Below are 19,497 nucleotides of genomic sequence, written 5' to 3'. Positions count from 1 at the left end.
CAGGTTTGAAGGGCTTGACCCGTGAGGGCCGATTAGAGAAATCCCGATTAAAGCGACACTTGTTTTCTCAACTTCTGCGATGTCACAGAATAGGGGGCGGCAGCCATAATGGCCGCGTCTGGCGCTTTCCGGACGTGAGCGCCCGAGAAGCGGTCTGACTGCTTCCAGATGCCAGGGGGTGGTGTGAACGACCAAGATGAGGGCGCAAAGCGGTCGTTCGCGCCAAGATCACCAAACGGCAGCCTTGGGCCCGAGAGCGGTCATTAAGAGATAGTGGTATCCAGCCAAACAGGACCTCTGGACACTTAGCTAGATAAAACACAACAAAATCAACGGTAATTTGGTGCCCAGAGCCGGAATCGAACCAGCGACACGCGGATTTTCAATCCGCTGCTCTACCAACTGAGCTATCTGGGCTAACCCGCTTCGCAGATGTTCTTTCCCGAGAAAGTACCGGGGGCCTTGGTTCGCCCCGGAAGCGAGCGGGGTTATAGCATCTTGTTGGGACATGGCAAGCGCCAAATGACAGTTTTTTGAGAACCCTTTGAATTTTCCCGATTCATCAACGAATTTAAGGGTTTCGCCCGTGGAAAACGAGCCTATTCCTCGTCCTCGTAATCAGCCTTCGCCTCGTCGTCGGCAACAGGGATGGCATAGGAGCCGGAGAGCCAGCGTGAAAGATCGACTTCGCGGCAGCGGTTCGAGCAAAACGGGTAGTGTTCGCGGTGGGATGGCTTGCCGCATTCCGGGCAAGGGTGTGTCTTGCGCAGCGGTTCCACCTTGGCAGCTGCTTTCTTTTCGTCAGACATAAGCGGTCCCTTCGAGGATCAGCCCTCGGGCCACCGGCTATGCACGTCAAAGCCTTCGCCGGTCAGCAGAAGGATGGTTTCATAAAGTGGCAGACCGACGACATTGGAGTAGGAGCCAACCATCTTCTGCACAAATGTGCCGGCCAGGCCCTGGATGCCATATGCGCCGGCCTTGCCGCGCCATTGCCCGGAGGCGAGGTAGTTCTCGATCTCGAAACCGGAGAGGCGCTTGAAGCGAACCTTGGTCTCGACAATCTTCTGGCGGATCTTGCGGTCGGGCGTCACCAGGCACACGCCGGTGTAGACCCAGTGGCTGCGGCCAGACAAGAGATACAGCGAGGCCGATGCCTCATCCGCAAACTCGGCCTTCCCCAAAATGCGGCGGCCGACGGCGACAACGGTATCGGCGGACAGAATATAGCTGCCCTTCCACATCATGTCGCCCTTGATGGCAGCGAGCGCCGCCTCTGCCTTTTCCGTCGACAGACGCCGCGCAAGCGAGCGCGGGTGTTCCGACTTCTTCGGCGTCTCGTCGATATCCATCGGCATCAGACGCGAAGGCTCGATCCCTGCCTGGTTGAGCAGATCGACGCGGCGGGGCGAGCCGGAAGCCAGAATGAGCTTGTATTTCAGCGCCATGGAACCTCGACCACCGGAAGACGAAGAAAATAGCCTTTCGAGCCTTTGAGGCCAGGCCTACTTGAAGCGGTAGGTGATGCGGCCCTTGGTCAGGTCGTAGGGAGTCATTTCAACGAGAACCTTGTCGCCTGCCAGAACGCGGATGCGGTTCTTGCGCATACGGCCGGCCGTGTGGGCGATGATCTCGTGTTCGTTTTCGAGCTTTACGCGGAACGTCGCGTTCGGCAGAAGCTCGGTCACGATACCCGGGAATTCGAGGACTTCTTCTTTAGGCATATAGTGGTTTTCTTCCTATCGGTTGAGATGACGGCGGCAGCCGCCCCAAATTTTGCGCGGAAACTACACAATCAACGGAGGTTTGTGAACCTAATTGATCGCGTTTCTGTCATTTGTTTCACGCAGATTGCGCGGCGATGGTGTTTCTTCTAACCAGCCGGCTCTCGATGAGTTCGGTCAGATGATCACGGACTTCCCGATAGCTGTCCAGAATCTGCTCTCGTGTGCCCTGAACGACGGTTGGATCCATGGTCGGCCAATAAACGACTTCGATGGCATTTGACCGTGTCAGCTCCAGCGCGGCGTGGTGCGCTGGCGGCGAGAGCGTGATGATGAGATCGAAGTAGTCGTCCTCGAGCTCCTCCAGCGTGTGCGGATGATGTCGACCGAGAGAAAGTCCGATCTCCTCCAGTGCTACGTCGACGAAGGGATCCCGCTCCCCGGCGCGAACGCCGGCAGACTTGATGTAGACGTTCGCCGGTAGCATGCTGCGGGCGATCACCTCGGCCATGGGGGAGCGGATAGCGTTCATTCCGCACATGAACAGGATGGCGCCCGGCCTTGTCCCCTCGCCTGCCTCGACCGCGGGTTCCATCGCCGTCAACCGCGCCAGTAGAGCACGCAGACCAGCGTAAACAGCCGCCGGGCAGTGTCGAAATCGACCTCGATTTTTCCGTTCAGACGGTCCCTCAGCGTCTGCGAGCCCTCGTTGTGAATGCCGCGCCGTCCCATGTCGATCGCCTCGATGCGGCTCGGCGAGGCCGAGCGGATTGCCTCGTAGTAGCTTTCGCAGATCAGGAAATAATCCTTCACGATGCGGCGAAACGGCGTCAGCGATAGGATGTGGGTCGCGACGGCGCCTCCGTCCTCGGTCGTGATCGCGAAAACCAGCTTGGAATCGACCAGCGAGATATTCAGTCGGTACGGGCCACCGTGATGGCCGATGGGGGTGAAGGTGTTTTCCTCGACGAGGTCGAAAATAGCGACCGCGCGCTCGTGCTCGACGTCGGGCGTCGCTCGGCCGATGGTGTCGTCAAGGACGACGTCGCAAAGCCGGAAGTCGCCCGCTGCCATCTCTCACCTTTCCAGATTGAGGCGGATCGCAACCGATCGCGCATGCGCGTCCAGCCCTTCGGACACGGCCAGCGCAATGGCAGCAGGGCCCAGCGTGCGGAGTTGCTCGGGACCGAGGCGTAGGATCGAGGTGCGCTTGACGAAATCGAGCACGGAAAGTCCGGAGGAGAACCGCGCCGAACGTGCCGTCGGCAAAACGTGGTTCGAGCCCCCGACATAGTCGCCAATCACTTCAGGCGTGTGGGCCCCGAGGAAGATCGCGCCAGCGTTGCGGATACGAGACAGCAGTGCATCCGGATCGGCGACGGCAAGCTCGAGGTGTTCAGGCGCGATCCGGTTTGCCAACGGAATAGCGCCCTCCAGGGACTTCACGAGAATGATCGCGCCAAAGTCCCGCCAGCTTGCGGCAGCGGTCTCGGCGCGATTGAGCGTCTTCAGCTGCCGTTCGACGGCTGCTTCTACCGACTTTGCGAACTCGGCATCATCGGTGGCGAGGATCGCCTGCGCGCTCGCATCGTGCTCGGCCTGCGCCAGGAGATCGGCGGCGATCCAATCCGGATTGTTGTCCTTGTCGGCAATCACCAGTACTTCCGAGGGACCGGCGATCATGTCGATGCCGACGGTGCCGAAGACCTGGCGCTTGGCGGCGGCAACATAGGCATTGCCGGGACCGGTGATCTTGGCGACGGGCGTGATGGTTTCTGTGCCATAGGCAAGTGTAGCGATGGCCTGCGCGCCTCCGAGCCGGTAGATTTCGGTGACGCCCGCGAGCTTGGCGGCAGCAAGCACGGCCGGGTTGACGGCACCGCCTGTTGCGGGAACGGCAATGACAATGCGATCTACGCCGGCGACCTTCGCCGGCACGGCATTCATCAGCACCGAGCTAGGATAGCTCGCAGTGCCGCCCGGCACATAGAGGCCGACCGCCTCGATAGCCGTCCAGCGGGAGCCGAGCCCGACGCCCATGTCGTCCTCGTAGATATCGTCCTTCGGGAGCTGCCGACGGTGATGCGATTCAATGCGCAGGGCCGCGACCTTCAATGCACCCAGAACTTCAGGAGGAACCGCCTCAATGGCGGCGTCGATCTCGGCCTCGGTCACGCGCATCGGCGTCACGGCAAAATCGATCCCGTCGAACTTCTTCGAATATTCGGCAAGCGCCACGTCGCCGCGCGCCCTGACATCATCGATGATGGCGCGAACGACCGCGTTCACGTCTTCTGAAACTTCGCGCTTGGTCGTCAGGAAGGCGGCAAACCGTTGCTCGAAGCCTTGCGATGCCTGATCCAGCCAGATTGCCAATGCGATATTCCTCTTTGATAACAGACGAACCAGATTTCAAGCGCCGGGATGACGCGGTTTGGATGCGGTTTCCCACGCCCCGCCGACATCCGCAAGCTGAACCTCGATGCACTCGACATCCAGCGCAATCGTTGCCGTGCCCGATAGCGCCAGCTCAACCGTGCCTTCCGGCCCCTCGCCCTTCTGCTCGAAGCGGATGGCCAGCAGCGACAAGACTTCGTCGCCGTTCTTGCGATCGATGCCGGTCGAACGCACCGCAAGCACACGCTTGAAGACGACAGCTGCGCGACGGCGTTCAAAACCCTTGCGCTTCTTGCCGGCTTCCTCCCACACGAAGCGGTTGACGGCGATCGAGAACTGACCCTCGCGCGGCGACCAGGCGATATCGGCGATCTTGAAGACGCTATCCTGCAAATGCGCGGAGACGACGGCAAGATCCTCGCTATCGAGCGCAACAAGCCTCAGATCGGTCATACAGGCAATACCCCATCGCCAATGCATCGCCGGAATGGCGATGCGTCTGACAACGGACATAAGGCGCGGCAACGCAATGCGCAACCGGCACAAAGGGCGAAGTGACGCCCTTTTAACTACTCGCTGACGCGCTCGACGATGGCGCCGCAGCGGGTGAGCTTTTCTTCCAAGCGCTCGAAGCCGCGATCGAGGTGATAAACGCGCGACACCATCGTCTCGCCTTCGGCAGCAAGGCCGGCGATGACGAGCGAAACGGAAGCGCGCAGATCGGTCGCCATGACTGGCGCACCCTTCAGCCGCGGAACGCCCTCGATCTTCGCCGTCTGGCCAGACAGCGAGATCTTCGCACCGAGACGCGCCAGTTCCTGCACGTGCATGAAGCGGTTTTCGAAGATCGTCTCGGTGACATGCGAGATGCCGGTCGAGCGCGTCATCAGCGCCATGAACTGCGCCTGCAGATCGGTCGGGAAGCCCGGGAAGGGATCGGTGACGATATCGACCGGCTTGATACCTGCGCCATTGCGGCGAATGCGCATGCCGTTGTTGGTCGGCGAAATCTCGGCTCCGGCGCGGCGGAGCGTTTCGAGCGCCGTGTCGAGGAGCGCGGCATCGGTGTTCTCAAGCGTCACATCGCCGCCCGCCATGGCAACGGCCATGGCGTAGGTGCCGGTCTCGATGCGGTCTGGCAGGACGCGATGACGCGCGCCGGAGAGCGAGGTGACGCCTTCGATTGTGATCGTGCTCGTGCCGGCGCCGGAAATCTTGGCGCCCATGGCGTTCAGGCAGTTGGCGAGGTCGACGACCTCAGGCTCGCGGGCGGCGTTGCCGATGACGGTTGTGCCGCGGGCAAGCGTCGCTGCCATCATCATCACGTGCGTCGCGCCGACCGATACCTTCGGGAAGGTGTAGCGGGCGCCGATTAGGCCACCCTTCGGAGCGGTCGCATTGATATAGCCGCTGTCGATCTCGAGGTTCGCGCCAAGCGCGGTCAGGCCATCGAGGAACAGATCGACGGGGCGCGTGCCGATGGCGCAGCCACCCGGCAACGAGACGCGGCACTGGCCTTCGCGCGCCAGAAGCGGGCCGATGACCCAGAAGGAAGCGCGCATCTTGGATACCAGCTCGTAGGGAGCGGTGGTATCGACGATGGTGCGGCAGGTGAAGTGGATGGTGCGAGAGTAGGAGTCTTCCTGGCGCTCGCGGCGGCCGTTGACCGCAACATCGACGCCGTGATTGCCGAGGATGCGCATCAGAAGCTCGACATCGGCCAGATGCGGCACGTTTTCGAGCGTCAGTGTATCGCTGGTGAGCAGCGAGGCGATCATCAGCGGCAGGGCGGCATTCTTTGCGCCGGAAATCGGAATGATGCCGTTAAGCTCATTACCGCCGACAATTCTAATACGATCCATGTGCGCTTACGGGCGATGCCCGCCTTTCTGAAAGGCTGTCTGTAAAAAAGATGCGGGTGTTTAGACGAAATTAGCGGGGGCTTCAATTCGCGGTGAACCGAACATTACGATTCGTCCATTTTTGCGGCAGGCAGCCCATTCGTCTCGTCCGCCTGCCCCGATCGACGGGCACGGGTCTGCTGTTTGCGGCGGGACAGATTTTCACGGAGCTTTTCGGCGGCACGCTCGCGGCGCAGTGTCGCCTGGCGTTCGATCTCCGCCTTGCGGCTGTGCTGGCCTTTTTCGGTGTTCTCAGTCATGCCGCAGGCTTACCCGAATTTGCGCCAATTCAAAAGTGGTCCGACCTTAATCTCTACAAAGATGGAAATTGCGGCTTGCGCTTGTCATTCAGCTGTGGCAATAGCCCCCCCGTTCACGCAATGCAGCCGGTTCGGTTGCGCGTCTGGTCCTTGCTGCCGTAGCTCAGTGGTAGAGCACACCCTTGGTAAGGGTGAGGTCGGTGGTTCAATCCCACTCGGCAGCACCAGTTCTCCTCAATGAAATCAGATAGACGATCGCTTCCGTCGCTCGCGCAGTATCACACAGAACGACACAAAAGAGCAGAACATACCGCGATCGCACGGCGAATCCGTGCAGCTCGTTCTTTTATTGTTCTAACTTGCGGCCGGATGGATGAGAGATTGGGTCTAATTTCGCTTGCTTTGGATGGCGAAGCTGCAGCGCGACAGCGACCGGATAACGCGGGAGCTAAGTATTAGAAGCGCTGGCCAGCTACCCTCAGGTCCAAAATTGGCCGAGAATTCGTCTGAGGCTGGTGGATAACCGTCTCGCGCGCCGATCCCATTTTGTCTTTAGACGGGCGCTCCCCCAAGGAGTTTGTGCTCTATGCTCAAAATAGGCTTGCCGCCACGGGTGCTTGCACCGGGTCGTGTTGGGCTTCGCATGGGTGAAATGAATGATTGCGGGGCTTGGATGCTCGCTTTTGCCAAGGCAGTTCCACCGATAGTCCAGCTTTGCGAAACGGCCATTGATGACGATGTTTAGAACGTCTTGGTCGAAAGCTGGCAAGTTTTGGCTCGCGCGCTCTGCTGCCACAGCAAGCGTTTTCTCGCTGATGTCTTCTCGCAACCATCTCTCAACATCGACGACAAGCACGCCCGAATTGAAGGTCTCGATATCGGACGCCAATCCGAGGCGAGCGGTCTCCTTAGCGCTTTTTCCACCCATCGCACCGATGGCATAGTTTCTCAGATCAATCTCAAACAGCGGGCTAACGCTGTCGACCACAAGCGTGTCCGCGTCCAGGTACAAGATCCGGCCCGTCGCCACACCCAAGAGCTGGGGCATTAGCAATCTCGTGTAGATCGCGCGGCTCCAGTTCGAATTGGTTTGAAGAGTGCGTATCCTGGCAGCATGGGCTTTTTCCAGATCGATGAATTCGACTGTTCGGGGATGGACGCATTTTGCAATATTGGACTTATCGTGAGAGCGTAGCCCGTCGCAGAAGACTACCAACCGAACATCCTCCGCGACACCTGTCGCCACCAAGGAATGCAGCATTACGCCCGCAAGTTCGACGAAGTGTCGATCTGTCGCGGTCGCGATGATTCGTTGCGGGGCACTCATGAGCCTATGCACTTCCGAAAGACTGAACTGTCGGCTCGGTAGCGTTATTTAACGCATTTGCAAAGCCTGCCAGTCTGGTGAGAGCCCAATATTCAGCTTGGGAAGCTTCGAGACCCTTGAGAGCAAAGGCCGTTTCACTAAAGCTGCACCTCGCCGGGTAACACTCGGCGAGGCTTTGAAACGCAGGATCGTTTCACCAACCCCCCAATTCTGCATAGGACGGTTTACAGCATGGATGGGCCTGCTTTCGGCCCCATTTGCGGACGTCAAACTAGCACGTCATATAGCGGGATTGGCTTACAAAGGATGGTGATGGCACCTCAAGATGGTGCTGGGAGGGCAGAGGAAACCCCTTTGCTCCTCTAGAAGCCCAGCTGATCCCCTCGCCAAGTCTTACCTCCTGGCTTGGCTGAGAGCGGCGATTGCTTAGCTCAATCGGCTCATCCCACGCAAGTCGGAGTTACTGGGCGCAAAGCGGTCAAGGTCTGATGTCCGGTAGCGCCCAAAGCCGCCTTGCGAGTAGCAGCGGAATGGGAACTTGCAGCGGGATATACCATGGGCGATCTCCGCCAGAACGTCATTATTAGCTTTCCGAGTTCTTCACCGCGACGTAGCTCCAACCCTTGGGCAATCCCGCCCTTGTAGAACCTAACTGTGACAGGTTGCGTGGCCCGATAAAGGCGTGCGATTGTTTTTCCGCCTTCGAGCGAGCATGTAAAACGCTGACAAGATATCCTGATCTCGAAGTTTGACCCACCTGCCGGCGGCCTAATATCGATACGCACGCCTGTGACATTGTCATTGAAAATCGAACACCAGCCCTTCGTCGGGCATAGGCGGTCGCCCATTTCCTTCACGCCAGATGGTTCTACTACCGCATATCTAACCGGATAGGAGTCGTCGGGGCCCGTCGCGGCTGCTTCTGCGCCCCCAGCGCTTAGAAGCGTTACAGCCATGAAAACTTTCAAGGTCGATCTCCGGAGGAGATATTGATCAGCGGACACGGGGCAACAACAATCAATAAGCGAGACGCATTGTGGATCTCGAAGACGAAATGTCCTGGTCAGGCGTCGAAGTGCCAATCCTTCGTCGGACGGCACGACAGATAGTCGGATGCGTCGAGATCCTCGATCATCCGTCTGAGCGTTCGAACAGTCTCCTCAAATGTCGCAAGCTTCGCATCGGTAACGTCCACGTTCCTACCCGTGGCGTCATCGATTTCGAGCCATCGCTGCTCGCCACGCCGCATGGAGACGACCAGAGAAACATACTTCTGGCATTCCGCATTCAGCACATGCTTGAGGTTCTGCATCACCGATCTCCAACGCTGACAGGGGCGACTGACGTTGAGCCTTTCATGGTTGCACAAAGTGTCGTTTTCAGCCAGTTAAAAGTGCAAGCAGCGACTAACGTCTTGCGGGGCAAAAAGATCGCAAACGTGGATGCCGATGAATACGGGATCAACGAGCGCACCAGTTTTCCCGTTTGCGAGGCCCGAAAATATCGCTAAAATACCCTTTGCTTGCGGCCTTCTGGAGGAACGTGGAGGCTGGTTCGCATGTTTTGGCGTAAGCAATGGAGGAATACGCCGATGGCCATAGAGAAATGGAATGATCCAATTCATGTGGGGTTCGAAAATACCGGCGCGCGCACCATCCTCGGTCCGCTGGACGCGTTGAAGTGCCTGGCAGACCTTTGGCCGAGCGCTCGCGGGTTGCGGTATCTGAAGGCAAGAAGCACCTGCAGAGCTGCCCTTGACGGTCGCAAGACTGTCGAAGAGGCTCGCGCGGAATTTGTTGCCGCCGCGGAAGAAGCAAAGCTGAAGGTCAATTGATCGGGCATTTGGTGCGCTGACTACCGGCAGATTGTCGACAACCTGTCCCGGAACAGGGAGTTTATTTTTCCTTAACCCTCGGCGGCGCTTGCTGTTGGGATCGCGACGAACCTCATTGCCATTCAGGCACGTCCCTCAATAAAACATCGACAGCCATCATGACGATGGTCAGAGGCTCGTCACCCTCTGCGAAAGCAGACGAGCCTCGATTGCGATAAGCGGTCTCACGCCGGCTTCAGACGCCTTCTCCCGATCTTGTCCAACACTTTGCGCCCGAGCTTCTGGCCCGGCCCTTCGATGCGGGTGAAACCCAGGTAAGCCAGTGCATAGGCTAGCGGCAGGAGGGCGGTCACCACGATCGCAAAGCGTACCGGCGCCGAAATCTCAGACCCGAAATGCCGGATGATGAATGCGGCGATCGGCTGTAGCAGCAGCAGATGGATCAGGTAGACCCCGAACGAAAGCTCGCCTAGCCAATGACAGAAGCGATTTCCCATCAGGGAAGAGACGCGGTCGCCGAGCCTTCCGACCAGGCCGGGCAACAGATGATAGTGCACCAGCGCGAAGAAGCCGACCACGAGTAGCAGGCGGACGGCAACCTTCGTCGAGGTCATGTCGCCGCCGATCGGAATCATCACCAGGATGACGGCAAGCAAGCCGTTCATCACGGTTTGCCGCTGCGTCACGAACAACCCATTGGCAATCAGCATGCCGCACAGGAAGACGTGCATCTTCAGCGGCAGGAAAGACGGCATCGGGAAATCGATATGTGCGGCCTGGATAGCCTTGGCGACGATGAAGGCGGCAAGCGCAATCAAGGTCGCGCCGGGCAACCATCTGGTTTTCCTCAAAAGCAGCATCGCGAGCGGAAAAACCACATAGAACTGCATCTCCAGGCCGAGGCTCCAGTCAGGCAGCGGCGTGCGAAACGCATAGGCCGGATGCAGCCCGAAGAGGAAACTTGCGTGGATGAGAAGATTGCGCAGGCTGCCGTCCAGATAGCGCTCCGGCAATTGCGGACCATGCGCGAGGAAGGTGTCGATGACCATCCGGCTCTCATAGAGCTGCGGCCCAAGCAACAGCGCGATGCACAGCATCACGTAATAGAGCGGCGCAATACGGAAGAAGCGCTTGAGCCAGAAACCGAACCAAGTCGACGGCTTTTCCCAAGGATTGGCGGTCTCGCGTAACCGATAGTGAAAGACCATCAGAAAGCCGGACAGCATAATGAAAAGATCGACGCCCAGATCCGGCGACGACAGGATCGGAAGATGCCAACCTGTCAGTTGCAGGCTATGACCTAAGAGGACCCAAAGCGCAGCAAGGCCGCGCAGCCCGTCAAGGCATCCGATCCGCTTGCTCTCAATGATCATCGGGTATCCTTCCGGTTGAGGCTCAGCTTCGCGGAAGCTAACGCAATGTGCTGCAATGCACAACGCGCAACCAGAAAAGTTGATCGGCCCTGCATGGGAGAGCGCGATCTTGGCGACCCTATTTCACGAATTCCAAAACGAAACGGGGACGATCAACAGCGACCGTCACTCTGCACCTCGAGGTAGCCGACGCCGATAATGGCGCCGTCAAAAGACCGAATGAAGGATGGAACATAATGCGTCGTCGGCGCGGTGCAGGACACCGAGCCAGTATATTCGTTCATCGCCATCTCAGCCTGCGGCAAAGCAGAATAGTCGCTCGTGATCTCGAGCGAAGCCGACGCTGGCGTGATAAAGGTCCCTATTGCCAGCGCAAAAGCCGGCACTCCCAGTCGAAGAAGTCTTTGCATGCCCTTCTCCCGTGTTTTGATTACAAGCATTAACTAATGAAAAGCGTTTTTAGTTCCAGTGCCGCCACTACTACTTTCGCACAGTGAATTCGTCGTATTTTCGATCAAGCTAAATTGTATGATTTTACATGATGGTAGGTACTGCCATCCATGTGCGCAGCTATATGCTGGATGCGAGCGCCAAAACTGATGAGTTTACAGTATTATATTTGGGTAGCCTGACTAACGTCGCAACATCCGGCTACGGACATAGTCCTTTCCGACCACGCCTTCAGCGATCTCAACCGCCCGCTCGAGATGGCCTTTCTGCCGAACGAATCCCTCAAGAACGAGGTAAGGTCCGAGGATCGACACGACAATTTCGCTGCTATCAACGTCATAGGCGGCACTGAGGGCGCTTTCGACCGAGGCGCGGGTTGATGCGAGGCTATGGCCGTGCTCGCAGGCACTGCAGTGACCCTCAGTTGTCTGAAATCGAAACACCATGACCGCCTCCGAATGCCCAGGCCAGTGACTGGCTAACGCCGGAGGGCAATTTTAGTTGCACTGCACCAATCTATACGCCGAAGAAGCTCGCCGAGGCCAGCGCTCGCACTTGGCGTTTCGACCTGCCGAGCCATATATCCTTGGGGTTTAGGCGGGGTTGCAATGATGAAGGTACTGCTTCCGACGGTTCTATCGGTGGTGATGCTATCGGGCTGCACCACGGATAGTTCGACTGAGGTTCAGCCGATTCCGGGCAGCATTACCTACGGCGGGCAGCCGCGCACGAAGTTGACCCAATCGCCGCCCGGCAGCGCCATCTATAATTCCTTCTACGATTCCACCGGCACCAGGGTTAGGGAAACCTATATCCTTCAGCCGGATCGCACCCTGTGTCATCGTTCCCGATTTCCCCTGACATGCTGCCGCTTGACAGCGACGCCGTTCGAGAACATTCAAGGAACGTTCAACATTTCCGCGGTGCGATTCTCCGCCGAAGCAACCGGACGGCTGAATGTATCTTGAAAAGCTCAATCCCCAGCAGCGCGCGGCCGTCGAATACGGCACGCTCGCTGACGGTGCCCACATTGCCGGTCCGCTGCTCGTTATCGCCGGAGCCGGCTCGGGAAAGACGAACACGCTCGCGCACCGCGTCGCGCATCTGATCGTCAAAGGCGCCGATCCGCGCCGTATCCTCCTGATGACCTTTTCCCGTCGCGCGGCCGCCGAGATGGCGCGGCGCGTTGAGCGCATCTGCGCCCAGGTGCTCGGTAGCAATTCCGGCATCATGGCGGACGCGCTCGCCTGGAGCGGAACGTTTCACGGTATCGGGGCGAGGCTCTTGCGCGATTATGCGGAGCAGATCGGCATCGACCCGGCCTTCACCATCCACGATCGCGAAGACAGCGCCGATCTGATGAACCTCATCCGGCACGAGCTGGGCTTCTCGAAGATGGAGAGCCGGTTCCCGACGAAGGGCACCTGTCTTGCGATCTATTCGCGCGTGGTCAATTCGGAAAGCGAGCTCCCCCTGGTGCTGCGCGACGCCTTTCCCTGGTGTTCGGCTTGGGAAAATCAGCTGCAGGAGCTCTTTGGCGCCTATGTCGAAGCCAAGCAGAACCAGAACATTCTCGATTATGACGATCTGCTTCTCTACTGGGCACAGATGGTCAGCGAGCCAATCATCGCGGACGATATAGGCAGCCGTTTCGATCATGTCCTCGTCGACGAGTATCAGGATACGAACCGCCTGCAAGCATCAATCCTGCTGGCATTGAAGCCCGGCGGACAAGGCCTGACGGTCGTTGGCGACGACGCGCAGTCAATCTATTCCTTCCGCGCCGCCACTGTGCGCAACATCCTTGACTTCCCGGCGGCATTCAGTCCGGCCGCGAATATTGTCACGCTCGATCGCAACTATCGCTCGACACAGCCGATTCTCGCAGCGGCCAACGCGGTGATCGACCTTGCCTCGGAGCGCTTCACCAAGAACCTCTGGACAGAACGGCAATCCGCCCAACGTCCACGTCTCGTTACGGTGCGCGACGAAGCCGATCAAGCGCGATACGTTGCGGACAAGGTGCTGGAAAACCGCGAAGAGGGCGTGAAGCTGAAGCAGCAGTCGGTGCTGTTCCGCGCCTCCCATCACAGCGGCGCGCTGGAGGTCGAACTGACCCGGCGCAACATTCCGTTCGTGAAATTCGGTGGACTGAAGTTCCTTGACAGCGCGCATGTGAAGGACATGCTGGCCGCCCTGCGCTTCGCCCAGAACCCGCGCGATCGCGTCGCCGGCTTTCGACTGATGCAGTTGCTTCCGGGCGTCGGGCCTTCGACCGCACAGCGCGTCATCGACCAGATGGCTGCCGATGCCAGCCCGCTGCAGGCGCTCGCCGAACTGCCGGCCCCGCCCCGTTCCGGCGAAGATTGGGCCGCCTTCGTTTCGATGCTGCAGGAAGTCAAGACGGGCAAGGCCGGATGGCCGGCCGAGATTGGTCTCGTTCGCGAGTGGTATTGCCCGCATCTGGAACGCCTGCACGAGGATGCCTCGACGCGCCAGGCCGACCTGTTGCAACTGGAACAGATCGCCGGCGGCTATCCTTCGCGAGAGCGTTTCCTGACCGAGCTGACGCTCGACCCGCCGGATGCGACCAGCGACCAGGCCGGCGTGCCGCTGCTGGACGAGGATTATCTGATCCTCTCCACGATCCATTCCGCCAAGGGGCAGGAGTGGACCAGAGTGTTCATGCTGAACGTTGTCGATGGCTGCATCCCTTCCGACCTCGCGGTCGGAACCAGCGCCGAGATCGAGGAAGAGCGGCGGCTGCTCTACGTCGCGATGACCCGCGCCAAGGACAATCTCGACCTCGTCGTGCCGCAGCGCTTCTTCACGCACGGCCAGAACGCGCAGGGCGACCGGCATGTCTACGCGTCACGCACACGCTTCATTCCGGCGACGCTGCTGCAGTTCTTCGAGGTGGTGGGCTGGCCGCAGGCCAGGACCGATGGCGGAGCATCGCACCAGGCGCGGCAGGTACGCGTCGATATCGGGGCGCGTATGCGCGGCATGTGGCGCTAGAGCACGTCTTCTGAACCTGAAAGCAGGTTTCGGGCCAAAGACATGCGTCAAACAAGAGATTACAGCGCCAGCGGCGGCTCGGCAGGCCGGAAGAAGGCATCGATGACCGCCTGGTCGACCGTTTCGACGGTCGCCGGCATCCAGCGCGGATTGCGATCCTTGTCGATGATGGCGGCACGAATGCCCTCATAGAAGTCCGGGCTTTTCAATATCTGCACGCAGGCACCGAGTTCGCGGTTGAGGCACTCGGCGAGGTTTCGACTTTGCCTGCCCTGGCGCAACAGACGAAGCGCAAGCTTCAGACTGGTCGGGGAGCGCGTACGGAGAATGCGCAGCATCTCGGCGGCAAAATCATCAGGCTCACTCTCAAGCGCATGGATGATCTCCTCGACCGCGCCGAAATGAAAGCTGCGCTCGATCAGGTCTCTATTGCTTTTGACGGCGCTCGTTCCCGGATCGCTGGACAGATTCTTCAACACCGCTTCGACATCGCGCGATGCGGCGTTGCGCGGGAGCTCGGCCAGCGTATCGACAAGATCCGGCAGCCGAAAGGAGGCGATGTGGTGGTCGGCAAGACCGGCATAGATGACGTCTGCCGCGTCGATGGTCAGCCCCGTCAGGCCCATCCAGGTGCCGACCTCGCCCGGCGTGCGCGACAGCAGCCACGTCGCCCCCACATCCGGAAAATAGCCGATCCCGGTTTCCGGCATGGCAAGCCTCGTCCGTTCGGTCACGATGCGATGGCGGCCATGTGAAGACAGACCGACGCCCCCGCCCATGGTGATCCCGTCCATCAGCGCCACATAGGGCTTCGGATAGGTGGCGATGCGATAGTTCAGGCGGAACTCGTCGCGCCAGAAGGTCATGGCCAAATCCGTGCCGGCACGGCCGCTTTCGTGCAATGCGCGGATGTCGCCGCCGGCGCAGAAGCCGCGTTCCCCCTCCCCCGACACGACCACGGTGGCGATAGTGGCGTCTGCCGCGAAGTCGTCCAACGCAGCCGCAACCGCACGGACCATCTCAAGCGTCAGACTGTTCAGCGCACGCGGTCGATTGAGGCGGATGATCCCGGCCGAGGCGCGTCGTTCGACAGTCACCTCACTCTGCTGAGCCTCGTCCCGCATGCTGATCTCCTCGCTCCCATAGCCATCGTTTCTGGCAATCCCGGCACCGCGCCTTGGAGCGAACCGGGGCTGTCACGTTACGGCACCTTACCGTACTCGGCGTCATAGTCGATGGTTGCCGGCAGGGCAGGATTGGTTTCGTTCCTCAGAACGACGCGGCGGCGAGCGCCTTCTGGATGGTCTGCAGATCGTCGACGTTGCGATTGGTCAGGAACAGTTCCCAGTCAAGCGCACTTTGAACGACCGTCTCCAGCGAGTCGTGCTTCGGCTTCCAGTCGAGAACACGCTGGGCAAGCGCCGCGTCGGCGACAACGCTTGCAGCATCGCCCGGGCGTCTCGGAGCCATATGGACCTTGAAGGAGTGGCCGTGCAGGCGCGTCACCATGTTGAGCACGTCGAGGACGGAATAGCCGGTGCCGTAGCCGCAATTGGCCACCAGCGAGCGATTGCCACGGCGTAGATGCTGCAGCGCCTCCAGGTGAACCGCCGTCAGGTCGCTGACATGAATATAGTCGCGCACACCGGTGCCGTCATGGGTCGGGTAATCGATGCCGTAGACGTGAACGCCGCCGCGTTTGCCGAGCGCGGCCTCACAGGCGACCTTGATCAGGTGGGTGGCGCCGGAGGTCGATTGGCCTGTGCGTCCCAGCGGATCGGCGCCGGCAACGTTAAAATAGCGCAGCGCGACATAATCGAAGTCATAGGCGGCCGCGGCGTCCCGCAGCATGAATTCCGTCATCAGCTTGGATTGGCCGTAAGGATTTTCCGGATTGAGCGGCGCGGTCTCCTTTACCGGTTCGGACGTCTTCTGCCGCCCGTAGACGGCGGCGGTGGAGGAGAAGACGAAATGCCGAATGCCGGCGGTGATCGCAGCGCTCAACAGCGCACGCGTCTTGCCGGAATTGTTATCGTAATAGGCAAGCGGATCGGCAACGGATGCGGGCACGATCGCCGAGCCGGCAAAGTGGATAATGGCTTCGATGTCGTTCTCGATAAAGATCGTCTTCAGAACCTGTGCATCGGCAACATCGCCGAGATAGAAGCGCGCGCGCTGCGAGACCGTCCAGCGAAAGCCAGTCGAAAGGTTATCCAGGACAACGACGTCCTCGCCTGCATCCAGCAATGTCCAGACCATGTGGCTGCCGATATAGCCCGCCCCGCCCGTGACCAAAATTGCCATGTCCTCAATCCCCGTTTCATAAGCGGGGAGATCTGAAGCCGTTTTCCTTTCAGAATTTCGTATAAACGGCCGGTACGAAGGCCACCGGCCGGGTAAGTTTGCCGATGTGGTTAGATGCGGCTTTCCAGCTTTGCTACAATTCTATCGATGTGCCATTCCGGGCAAAAACGGTGGACGCAGCGATGCGCGATCCAGGTCTTTCCAGACATAAAAGCCATTCCCAAGGCCCGAGCCACGCCGACAGTCCTCCGACGGGTCGTCGCATTTATGATTTTACACGCTGATACTAGCGTCCACGGAACATGCGTGGACATCGGCCACGGACTATCGCCACACCTTCAATTCCGTCGAAGGAATTGCGTGATGTCTTCCCACAGGATCGCTATCCCGATGGCGAACAGACCTCCGGGAACCATGAAGTACAGGATTTTGACGGGATTAACGGTGAAGAACAGCAGGTACAGGAAGCCGTAGGCTCCTGCGACTATCAGCACCGTACCCAAAACGAGGGAAATTATCTTCCTCACCAAGACCTCACCCGCACGCTAAACCTGTAAGGGAATTGCTACACCAAACATGCCCAAGCTGTATAGCTGCCTCGCTGGCCTTATGGTCGTCCTGGCTATTGTTGGCCGCATCTATGGAAGGGTCGCCTCAAAGGAGAAGCATGCCCGACCGCTGGACGCAATCCTCGCGACCGAGGGCTGCTCTCTGCGTGTTGTATGACCGCTGGGGCAGACAGTGTTGAAAAAGCCCAAAATGCGGGCTTACCGAAAGGTCAGCCAATTCGCGATCTGAGCGAATGTTGCCGCTCGATGCTGTTTCACTTCCGCTACGCGGCAACCACTGCGTGAACGCAAAATTGGCAGGTTCCCCCAGCTCAATTTTCTGTGTTGGCCTCTAGGCGGCTAAAAAATGAAGGCTTGCAAAAAGCGGACCCTCAACAATATCGGCGCAAACTTGCCTCTCGCGGATCATCACGGTTCGCGCGGTGGTATCGGCTGCACAATCCCGCGAAAGCCCAGCTAGCCGGGCCTTTCATGCTGTCAGAGCTTGAGGATGTAGTCGCACAGCCGGTCGGCGGCCGTCTGGATCTGGGTCGGATCGCGCAGGAAGCAGGCCCGCAGGAAAGGTTCGCCGCCCGAGCCGAAGGCCGTTCCGGGCGCAAGCCCGACACCGGTCTTGTCGACGATGTCGATTGCCGCCTTGCGGCTGTCGGTCACCCCGTCGATCTTCAGGAATGCATAAAGAGCGCCATCCGGCTTCAGCGTCTCGACGCGGTTCGTTGCGATCAGCGCGTCGCAAAGGATGTCGCGGGAGCGTTTGGCCTTGTCGATGTTGGATTGCACGAATTCGTCGCCGTCGTTCAGGGCCGCGACCGCTCCCCGCTGCATGAACTGGGCGACACCTGAGGTCGAATACTGGATGAGGTTCTCGAGCACCTGGCCGGTTTGCGGCGGGGCAACGATCCAGCCGACGCGCCAGCCGGTCATCGACCAGTTCTTCGAGAAGGAATTGACGAACATCACCTTGTCGTCCGGCTCCATTACATCGAGGAAGGACGGTGCGCGGCCGCCGGCGAAGTAGTAGCGCGCATAAATCTCGTCCGCCATGATCCAGAGATCATGCTTGCGCGCCAGCGCCAGGATGGCCACGAGGTCGTCCTTGCTTGCGGTCCAGCCGGTCGGATTGGACGGCGTGTTTATGAAGAAGGCCCTCGTCTTCGGCGTGATCGCCGCCGCGATGCGGTCGAGATCGACCGCCCATTTGCCGCCCTCGAAAGTCAGCTGGACGCCGACCGAACGCGTGCCGGCAATTTCCAGGGCGGCCGCGATGTTCGGCCAGGCGGGTGTCAGGTAGACGAGCTCGTCGCCCGGCGAGGTCAATGCCTGCACGGCGATCTGGATCGCCTGCATGCCGGAACCGGTGACATAGAAATGCTCGACCGGCAGGGTTATGTCGAAATGCCTTGCATAGTAGTCCGAGAGCGCCTGGCGCAGCTCCGGGATGCCGCGCTGATAAGTATAGAAGGTCTCGCCGCCCGAGAGCGCGTCCGTCGCTGCCCTGCTGATGAATTCAGGCGTCGGCAAATCCCCCTCGCCGACCCAAAGCGGCAGAAGGCCATCGCGGCCACGGGCATAGTTGACGACTTCGACGATCCCGCTTTCGGGCGCCTGGACGGCGCGCGGGCTAAGGCTGCTTACAATCGACATGCATCACTCCGGTTTCCGCCTACATAAAGCAAATGCGGCCGCAAATCCCATGACAATTGGTGATGCGATATCGATTTTCATGATGGATGAGCCGGCGAAGGCTGATGATTTGATCAGACGGCTGGGCGTTTGGCGAGCAGGTCACGGATCTCGGTCAGAAGCGCAACGTCGGCTGGCGGAGGAGGAGCCTCCTCGGGAGCAACCTTCTTCTGCCGCTCCACCTGAGCCTGCAATTTATTCACACCTTTGACCATCAGGAAGATGATCCATGCAAGTATGAGGAAGTTGATCAGAATCGTTATGAAGCTGCCATAGGCAAGAACCGCGCCCTGCTGGCGGGCAGCAGTCAGGGTCGGCGCGTTCACGTTGGAGGACAGGCCGATAAAATAGTTCGAAAAGTCGAAGCCACCGAAGATAGCACCGACGATCGGCATGATGACGTCGTCCACCAATGACCTCACGATACCCCCAAAGGCACCACCGATGATAACGCCGACAGCAAGGTCCATGACGTTGCCGCGAGCGATAAATGCTTTGAACTCATTGAGCATCCGATCCGTCTCCCTCTGATGCAGTCTCACTGACAGGTCATTGTTTTTATTAGCTACATCTTCGATGCAATTATTCAATTGCTAATTACAAATTATCGCCCCTCCAACGGTCTTTGACTTAAGGCCTAGAGCCCACCCGATGTTC

21 protein-coding genes, 2 tRNA genes and 1 pseudogene are annotated in these 19,497 nt (G+C 59.3%); 4 read left to right on the top strand and 20 right to left on the bottom strand.

The genetic code is table 11. From position 1 onward, the window contains the following. Window positions 1-341 precede the first annotated feature (341 nt). The 10 genes from BSG20_RS24685 to BSG20_RS24640 form a co-directional block, all read right to left on the bottom strand. Window positions 342-417: transfer RNA gene (locus tag BSG20_RS24685), tRNA-Phe, on the bottom strand. A gap of 182 nt (window positions 418-599) precedes the next feature. After that, the gene (gene yacG, locus BSG20_RS24680; RefSeq protein ID WP_024313069.1) at window positions 600-809 is read right to left on the bottom strand and encodes a DNA gyrase inhibitor YacG; all 210 of its coding nucleotides are present in this window, start codon (window positions 807-809) and stop codon (window positions 600-602) included. A gap of 18 nt (window positions 810-827) precedes the next feature. Beyond that, entirely contained in the window at window positions 828-1,448 is a 621-nt protein-coding gene (locus tag BSG20_RS24675; protein ID WP_024313070.1) for a Maf-like protein, read from the bottom strand. Window positions 1,449-1,505: 57 nt separating this feature from the next. Continuing rightward, on the bottom strand, window positions 1,506-1,724 hold the full coding sequence (gene infA, locus BSG20_RS24670; protein WP_003545338.1) for a translation initiation factor IF-1: 219 nt from the start codon (window positions 1,722-1,724) through the stop codon (window positions 1,506-1,508). A 118-nt stretch (window positions 1,725-1,842) separates the two neighbouring features. Further along, window positions 1,843-2,319, bottom strand: a complete 477-nt coding sequence (locus BSG20_RS24665; protein ID WP_072379391.1) for an arsenate-mycothiol transferase ArsC — start codon at window positions 2,317-2,319, stop codon at window positions 1,843-1,845. Between the two features lie 5 nt (window positions 2,320-2,324). Beyond that, window positions 2,325-2,798, bottom strand: a complete 474-nt coding sequence (locus BSG20_RS24660; RefSeq protein ID WP_072379393.1) for a UPF0262 family protein — start codon at window positions 2,796-2,798, stop codon at window positions 2,325-2,327. A 3-nt stretch (window positions 2,799-2,801) separates the two neighbouring features. Beyond that, window positions 2,802-4,100, bottom strand: a complete 1,299-nt coding sequence (gene hisD, locus BSG20_RS24655; protein WP_072379395.1) for a histidinol dehydrogenase — start codon at window positions 4,098-4,100, stop codon at window positions 2,802-2,804. A gap of 36 nt (window positions 4,101-4,136) precedes the next feature. Then, window positions 4,137-4,574, bottom strand: a complete 438-nt coding sequence (locus BSG20_RS24650; protein WP_072379521.1) for a DUF2948 family protein — start codon at window positions 4,572-4,574, stop codon at window positions 4,137-4,139. A 116-nt stretch (window positions 4,575-4,690) separates the two neighbouring features. Further along, on the bottom strand, window positions 4,691-5,983 hold the full coding sequence (gene murA, locus BSG20_RS24645; RefSeq protein ID WP_024313075.1) for a UDP-N-acetylglucosamine 1-carboxyvinyltransferase: 1,293 nt from the start codon (window positions 5,981-5,983) through the stop codon (window positions 4,691-4,693). Window positions 5,984-6,087: 104 nt separating this feature from the next. Continuing rightward, on the bottom strand, window positions 6,088-6,282 hold the full coding sequence (locus BSG20_RS24640) for a hypothetical protein (RefSeq protein WP_024313076.1): 195 nt from the start codon (window positions 6,280-6,282) through the stop codon (window positions 6,088-6,090). Window positions 6,283-6,434: 152 nt separating this feature from the next. Here BSG20_RS24640 and BSG20_RS24635 point away from each other — a divergent pair. After that, a tRNA-Thr gene (locus tag BSG20_RS24635) sits at window positions 6,435-6,509 on the top strand. Window positions 6,510-6,760: 251 nt separating this feature from the next. Here the strand turns inward: BSG20_RS24635 and BSG20_RS24630 are convergent. Continuing rightward, window positions 6,761-7,609, bottom strand: coding sequence for a glycosyltransferase family 8 protein (locus tag BSG20_RS24630; RefSeq protein ID WP_072379397.1), 849 nt, complete (start codon window positions 7,607-7,609; stop codon window positions 6,761-6,763). A 1,063-nt stretch (window positions 7,610-8,672) separates the two neighbouring features. Next, entirely contained in the window at window positions 8,673-8,921 is a 249-nt protein-coding gene (locus tag BSG20_RS24625) for a hypothetical protein (protein ID WP_072379398.1), read from the bottom strand. A 279-nt stretch (window positions 8,922-9,200) separates the two neighbouring features. On the opposite strand from BSG20_RS24625, the gene BSG20_RS24620 reads away from it, so the two are divergent. Next, a complete protein-coding gene (locus BSG20_RS24620) occupies window positions 9,201-9,443 on the top strand; it encodes a DUF982 domain-containing protein (RefSeq protein WP_024313079.1) in 243 nt (80 codons plus the stop codon). Between the two features lie 224 nt (window positions 9,444-9,667). Here the strand turns inward: BSG20_RS24620 and BSG20_RS24615 are convergent, their stop codons facing one another. The 3 genes from BSG20_RS24615 to BSG20_RS24605 all read right to left on the bottom strand — a co-directional run bounded on the left by BSG20_RS24615 (window position 9,668) and on the right by BSG20_RS24605 (window position 11,712). After that, window positions 9,668-10,816 carry an acyltransferase family protein gene (locus tag BSG20_RS24615; RefSeq protein WP_072379400.1) on the bottom strand — a complete coding sequence of 383 codons (1,149 nt, stop codon included), beginning with the start codon at window positions 10,814-10,816 and terminating at the stop codon, window positions 9,668-9,670. A gap of 152 nt (window positions 10,817-10,968) precedes the next feature. Continuing rightward, complete coding sequence (locus BSG20_RS24610; protein ID WP_072379403.1) at window positions 10,969-11,226, bottom strand: hypothetical protein; 258 nt, start codon at window positions 11,224-11,226, stop codon at window positions 10,969-10,971. A gap of 222 nt (window positions 11,227-11,448) precedes the next feature. Continuing rightward, window positions 11,449-11,712 carry a hypothetical protein gene (locus tag BSG20_RS24605; protein WP_072379404.1) on the bottom strand — a complete coding sequence of 88 codons (264 nt, stop codon included), beginning with the start codon at window positions 11,710-11,712 and terminating at the stop codon, window positions 11,449-11,451. 165 nt (window positions 11,713-11,877) lie between these two features. Here BSG20_RS24605 and BSG20_RS24600 point away from each other — a divergent pair. Next, window positions 11,878-12,127 (top strand): annotated as a pseudogene (locus BSG20_RS24600) (hypothetical protein). A gap of 96 nt (window positions 12,128-12,223) precedes the next feature. Then, window positions 12,224-14,284 carry an ATP-dependent helicase gene (locus BSG20_RS24595; protein ID WP_072379406.1) on the top strand — a complete coding sequence of 687 codons (2,061 nt, stop codon included), beginning with the start codon at window positions 12,224-12,226 and terminating at the stop codon, window positions 14,282-14,284. 59 nt (window positions 14,285-14,343) lie between these two features. Here BSG20_RS24595 and BSG20_RS24590 read toward each other — a convergent pair whose 3' ends face one another. The 5 genes from BSG20_RS24590 to mscL all read right to left on the bottom strand — a co-directional run bounded on the left by BSG20_RS24590 (window position 14,344) and on the right by mscL (window position 19,352). After that, window positions 14,344-15,408: an enoyl-CoA hydratase/isomerase family protein gene (locus BSG20_RS24590; RefSeq protein ID WP_072379408.1), complete on the bottom strand. Its 1,065-nt coding sequence runs from the start codon at window positions 15,406-15,408 to the stop codon at window positions 14,344-14,346. Window positions 15,409-15,553: 145 nt separating this feature from the next. Further along, entirely contained in the window at window positions 15,554-16,588 is a 1,035-nt protein-coding gene (gene galE, locus BSG20_RS24585) for a UDP-glucose 4-epimerase GalE (protein ID WP_072379410.1), read from the bottom strand. Window positions 16,589-16,926: 338 nt separating this feature from the next. Further along, on the bottom strand, window positions 16,927-17,115 hold the full coding sequence (locus BSG20_RS24580) for a hypothetical protein (protein WP_244541405.1): 189 nt from the start codon (window positions 17,113-17,115) through the stop codon (window positions 16,927-16,929). A gap of 519 nt (window positions 17,116-17,634) precedes the next feature. Next, entirely contained in the window at window positions 17,635-18,801 is a 1,167-nt protein-coding gene (locus BSG20_RS24575) for a pyridoxal phosphate-dependent aminotransferase (RefSeq protein ID WP_072379413.1), read from the bottom strand. Between the two features lie 113 nt (window positions 18,802-18,914). Beyond that, entirely contained in the window at window positions 18,915-19,352 is a 438-nt protein-coding gene (gene mscL / locus BSG20_RS24570) for a large conductance mechanosensitive channel protein MscL (protein ID WP_072379415.1), read from the bottom strand. Window positions 19,353-19,497: the final 145 nt, after the last annotated feature.

Origin of the sequence: Rhizobium tibeticum, from assembly GCF_900110205.1 — a bacterium.
In the GTDB taxonomy this organism is placed as follows: domain Bacteria; phylum Pseudomonadota; class Alphaproteobacteria; order Rhizobiales; family Rhizobiaceae; genus Rhizobium; species Rhizobium tibeticum.
Note: the sequence above shows the minus strand (reverse complement) of the source record. Positions and strands in the feature narration are given on the sequence as shown.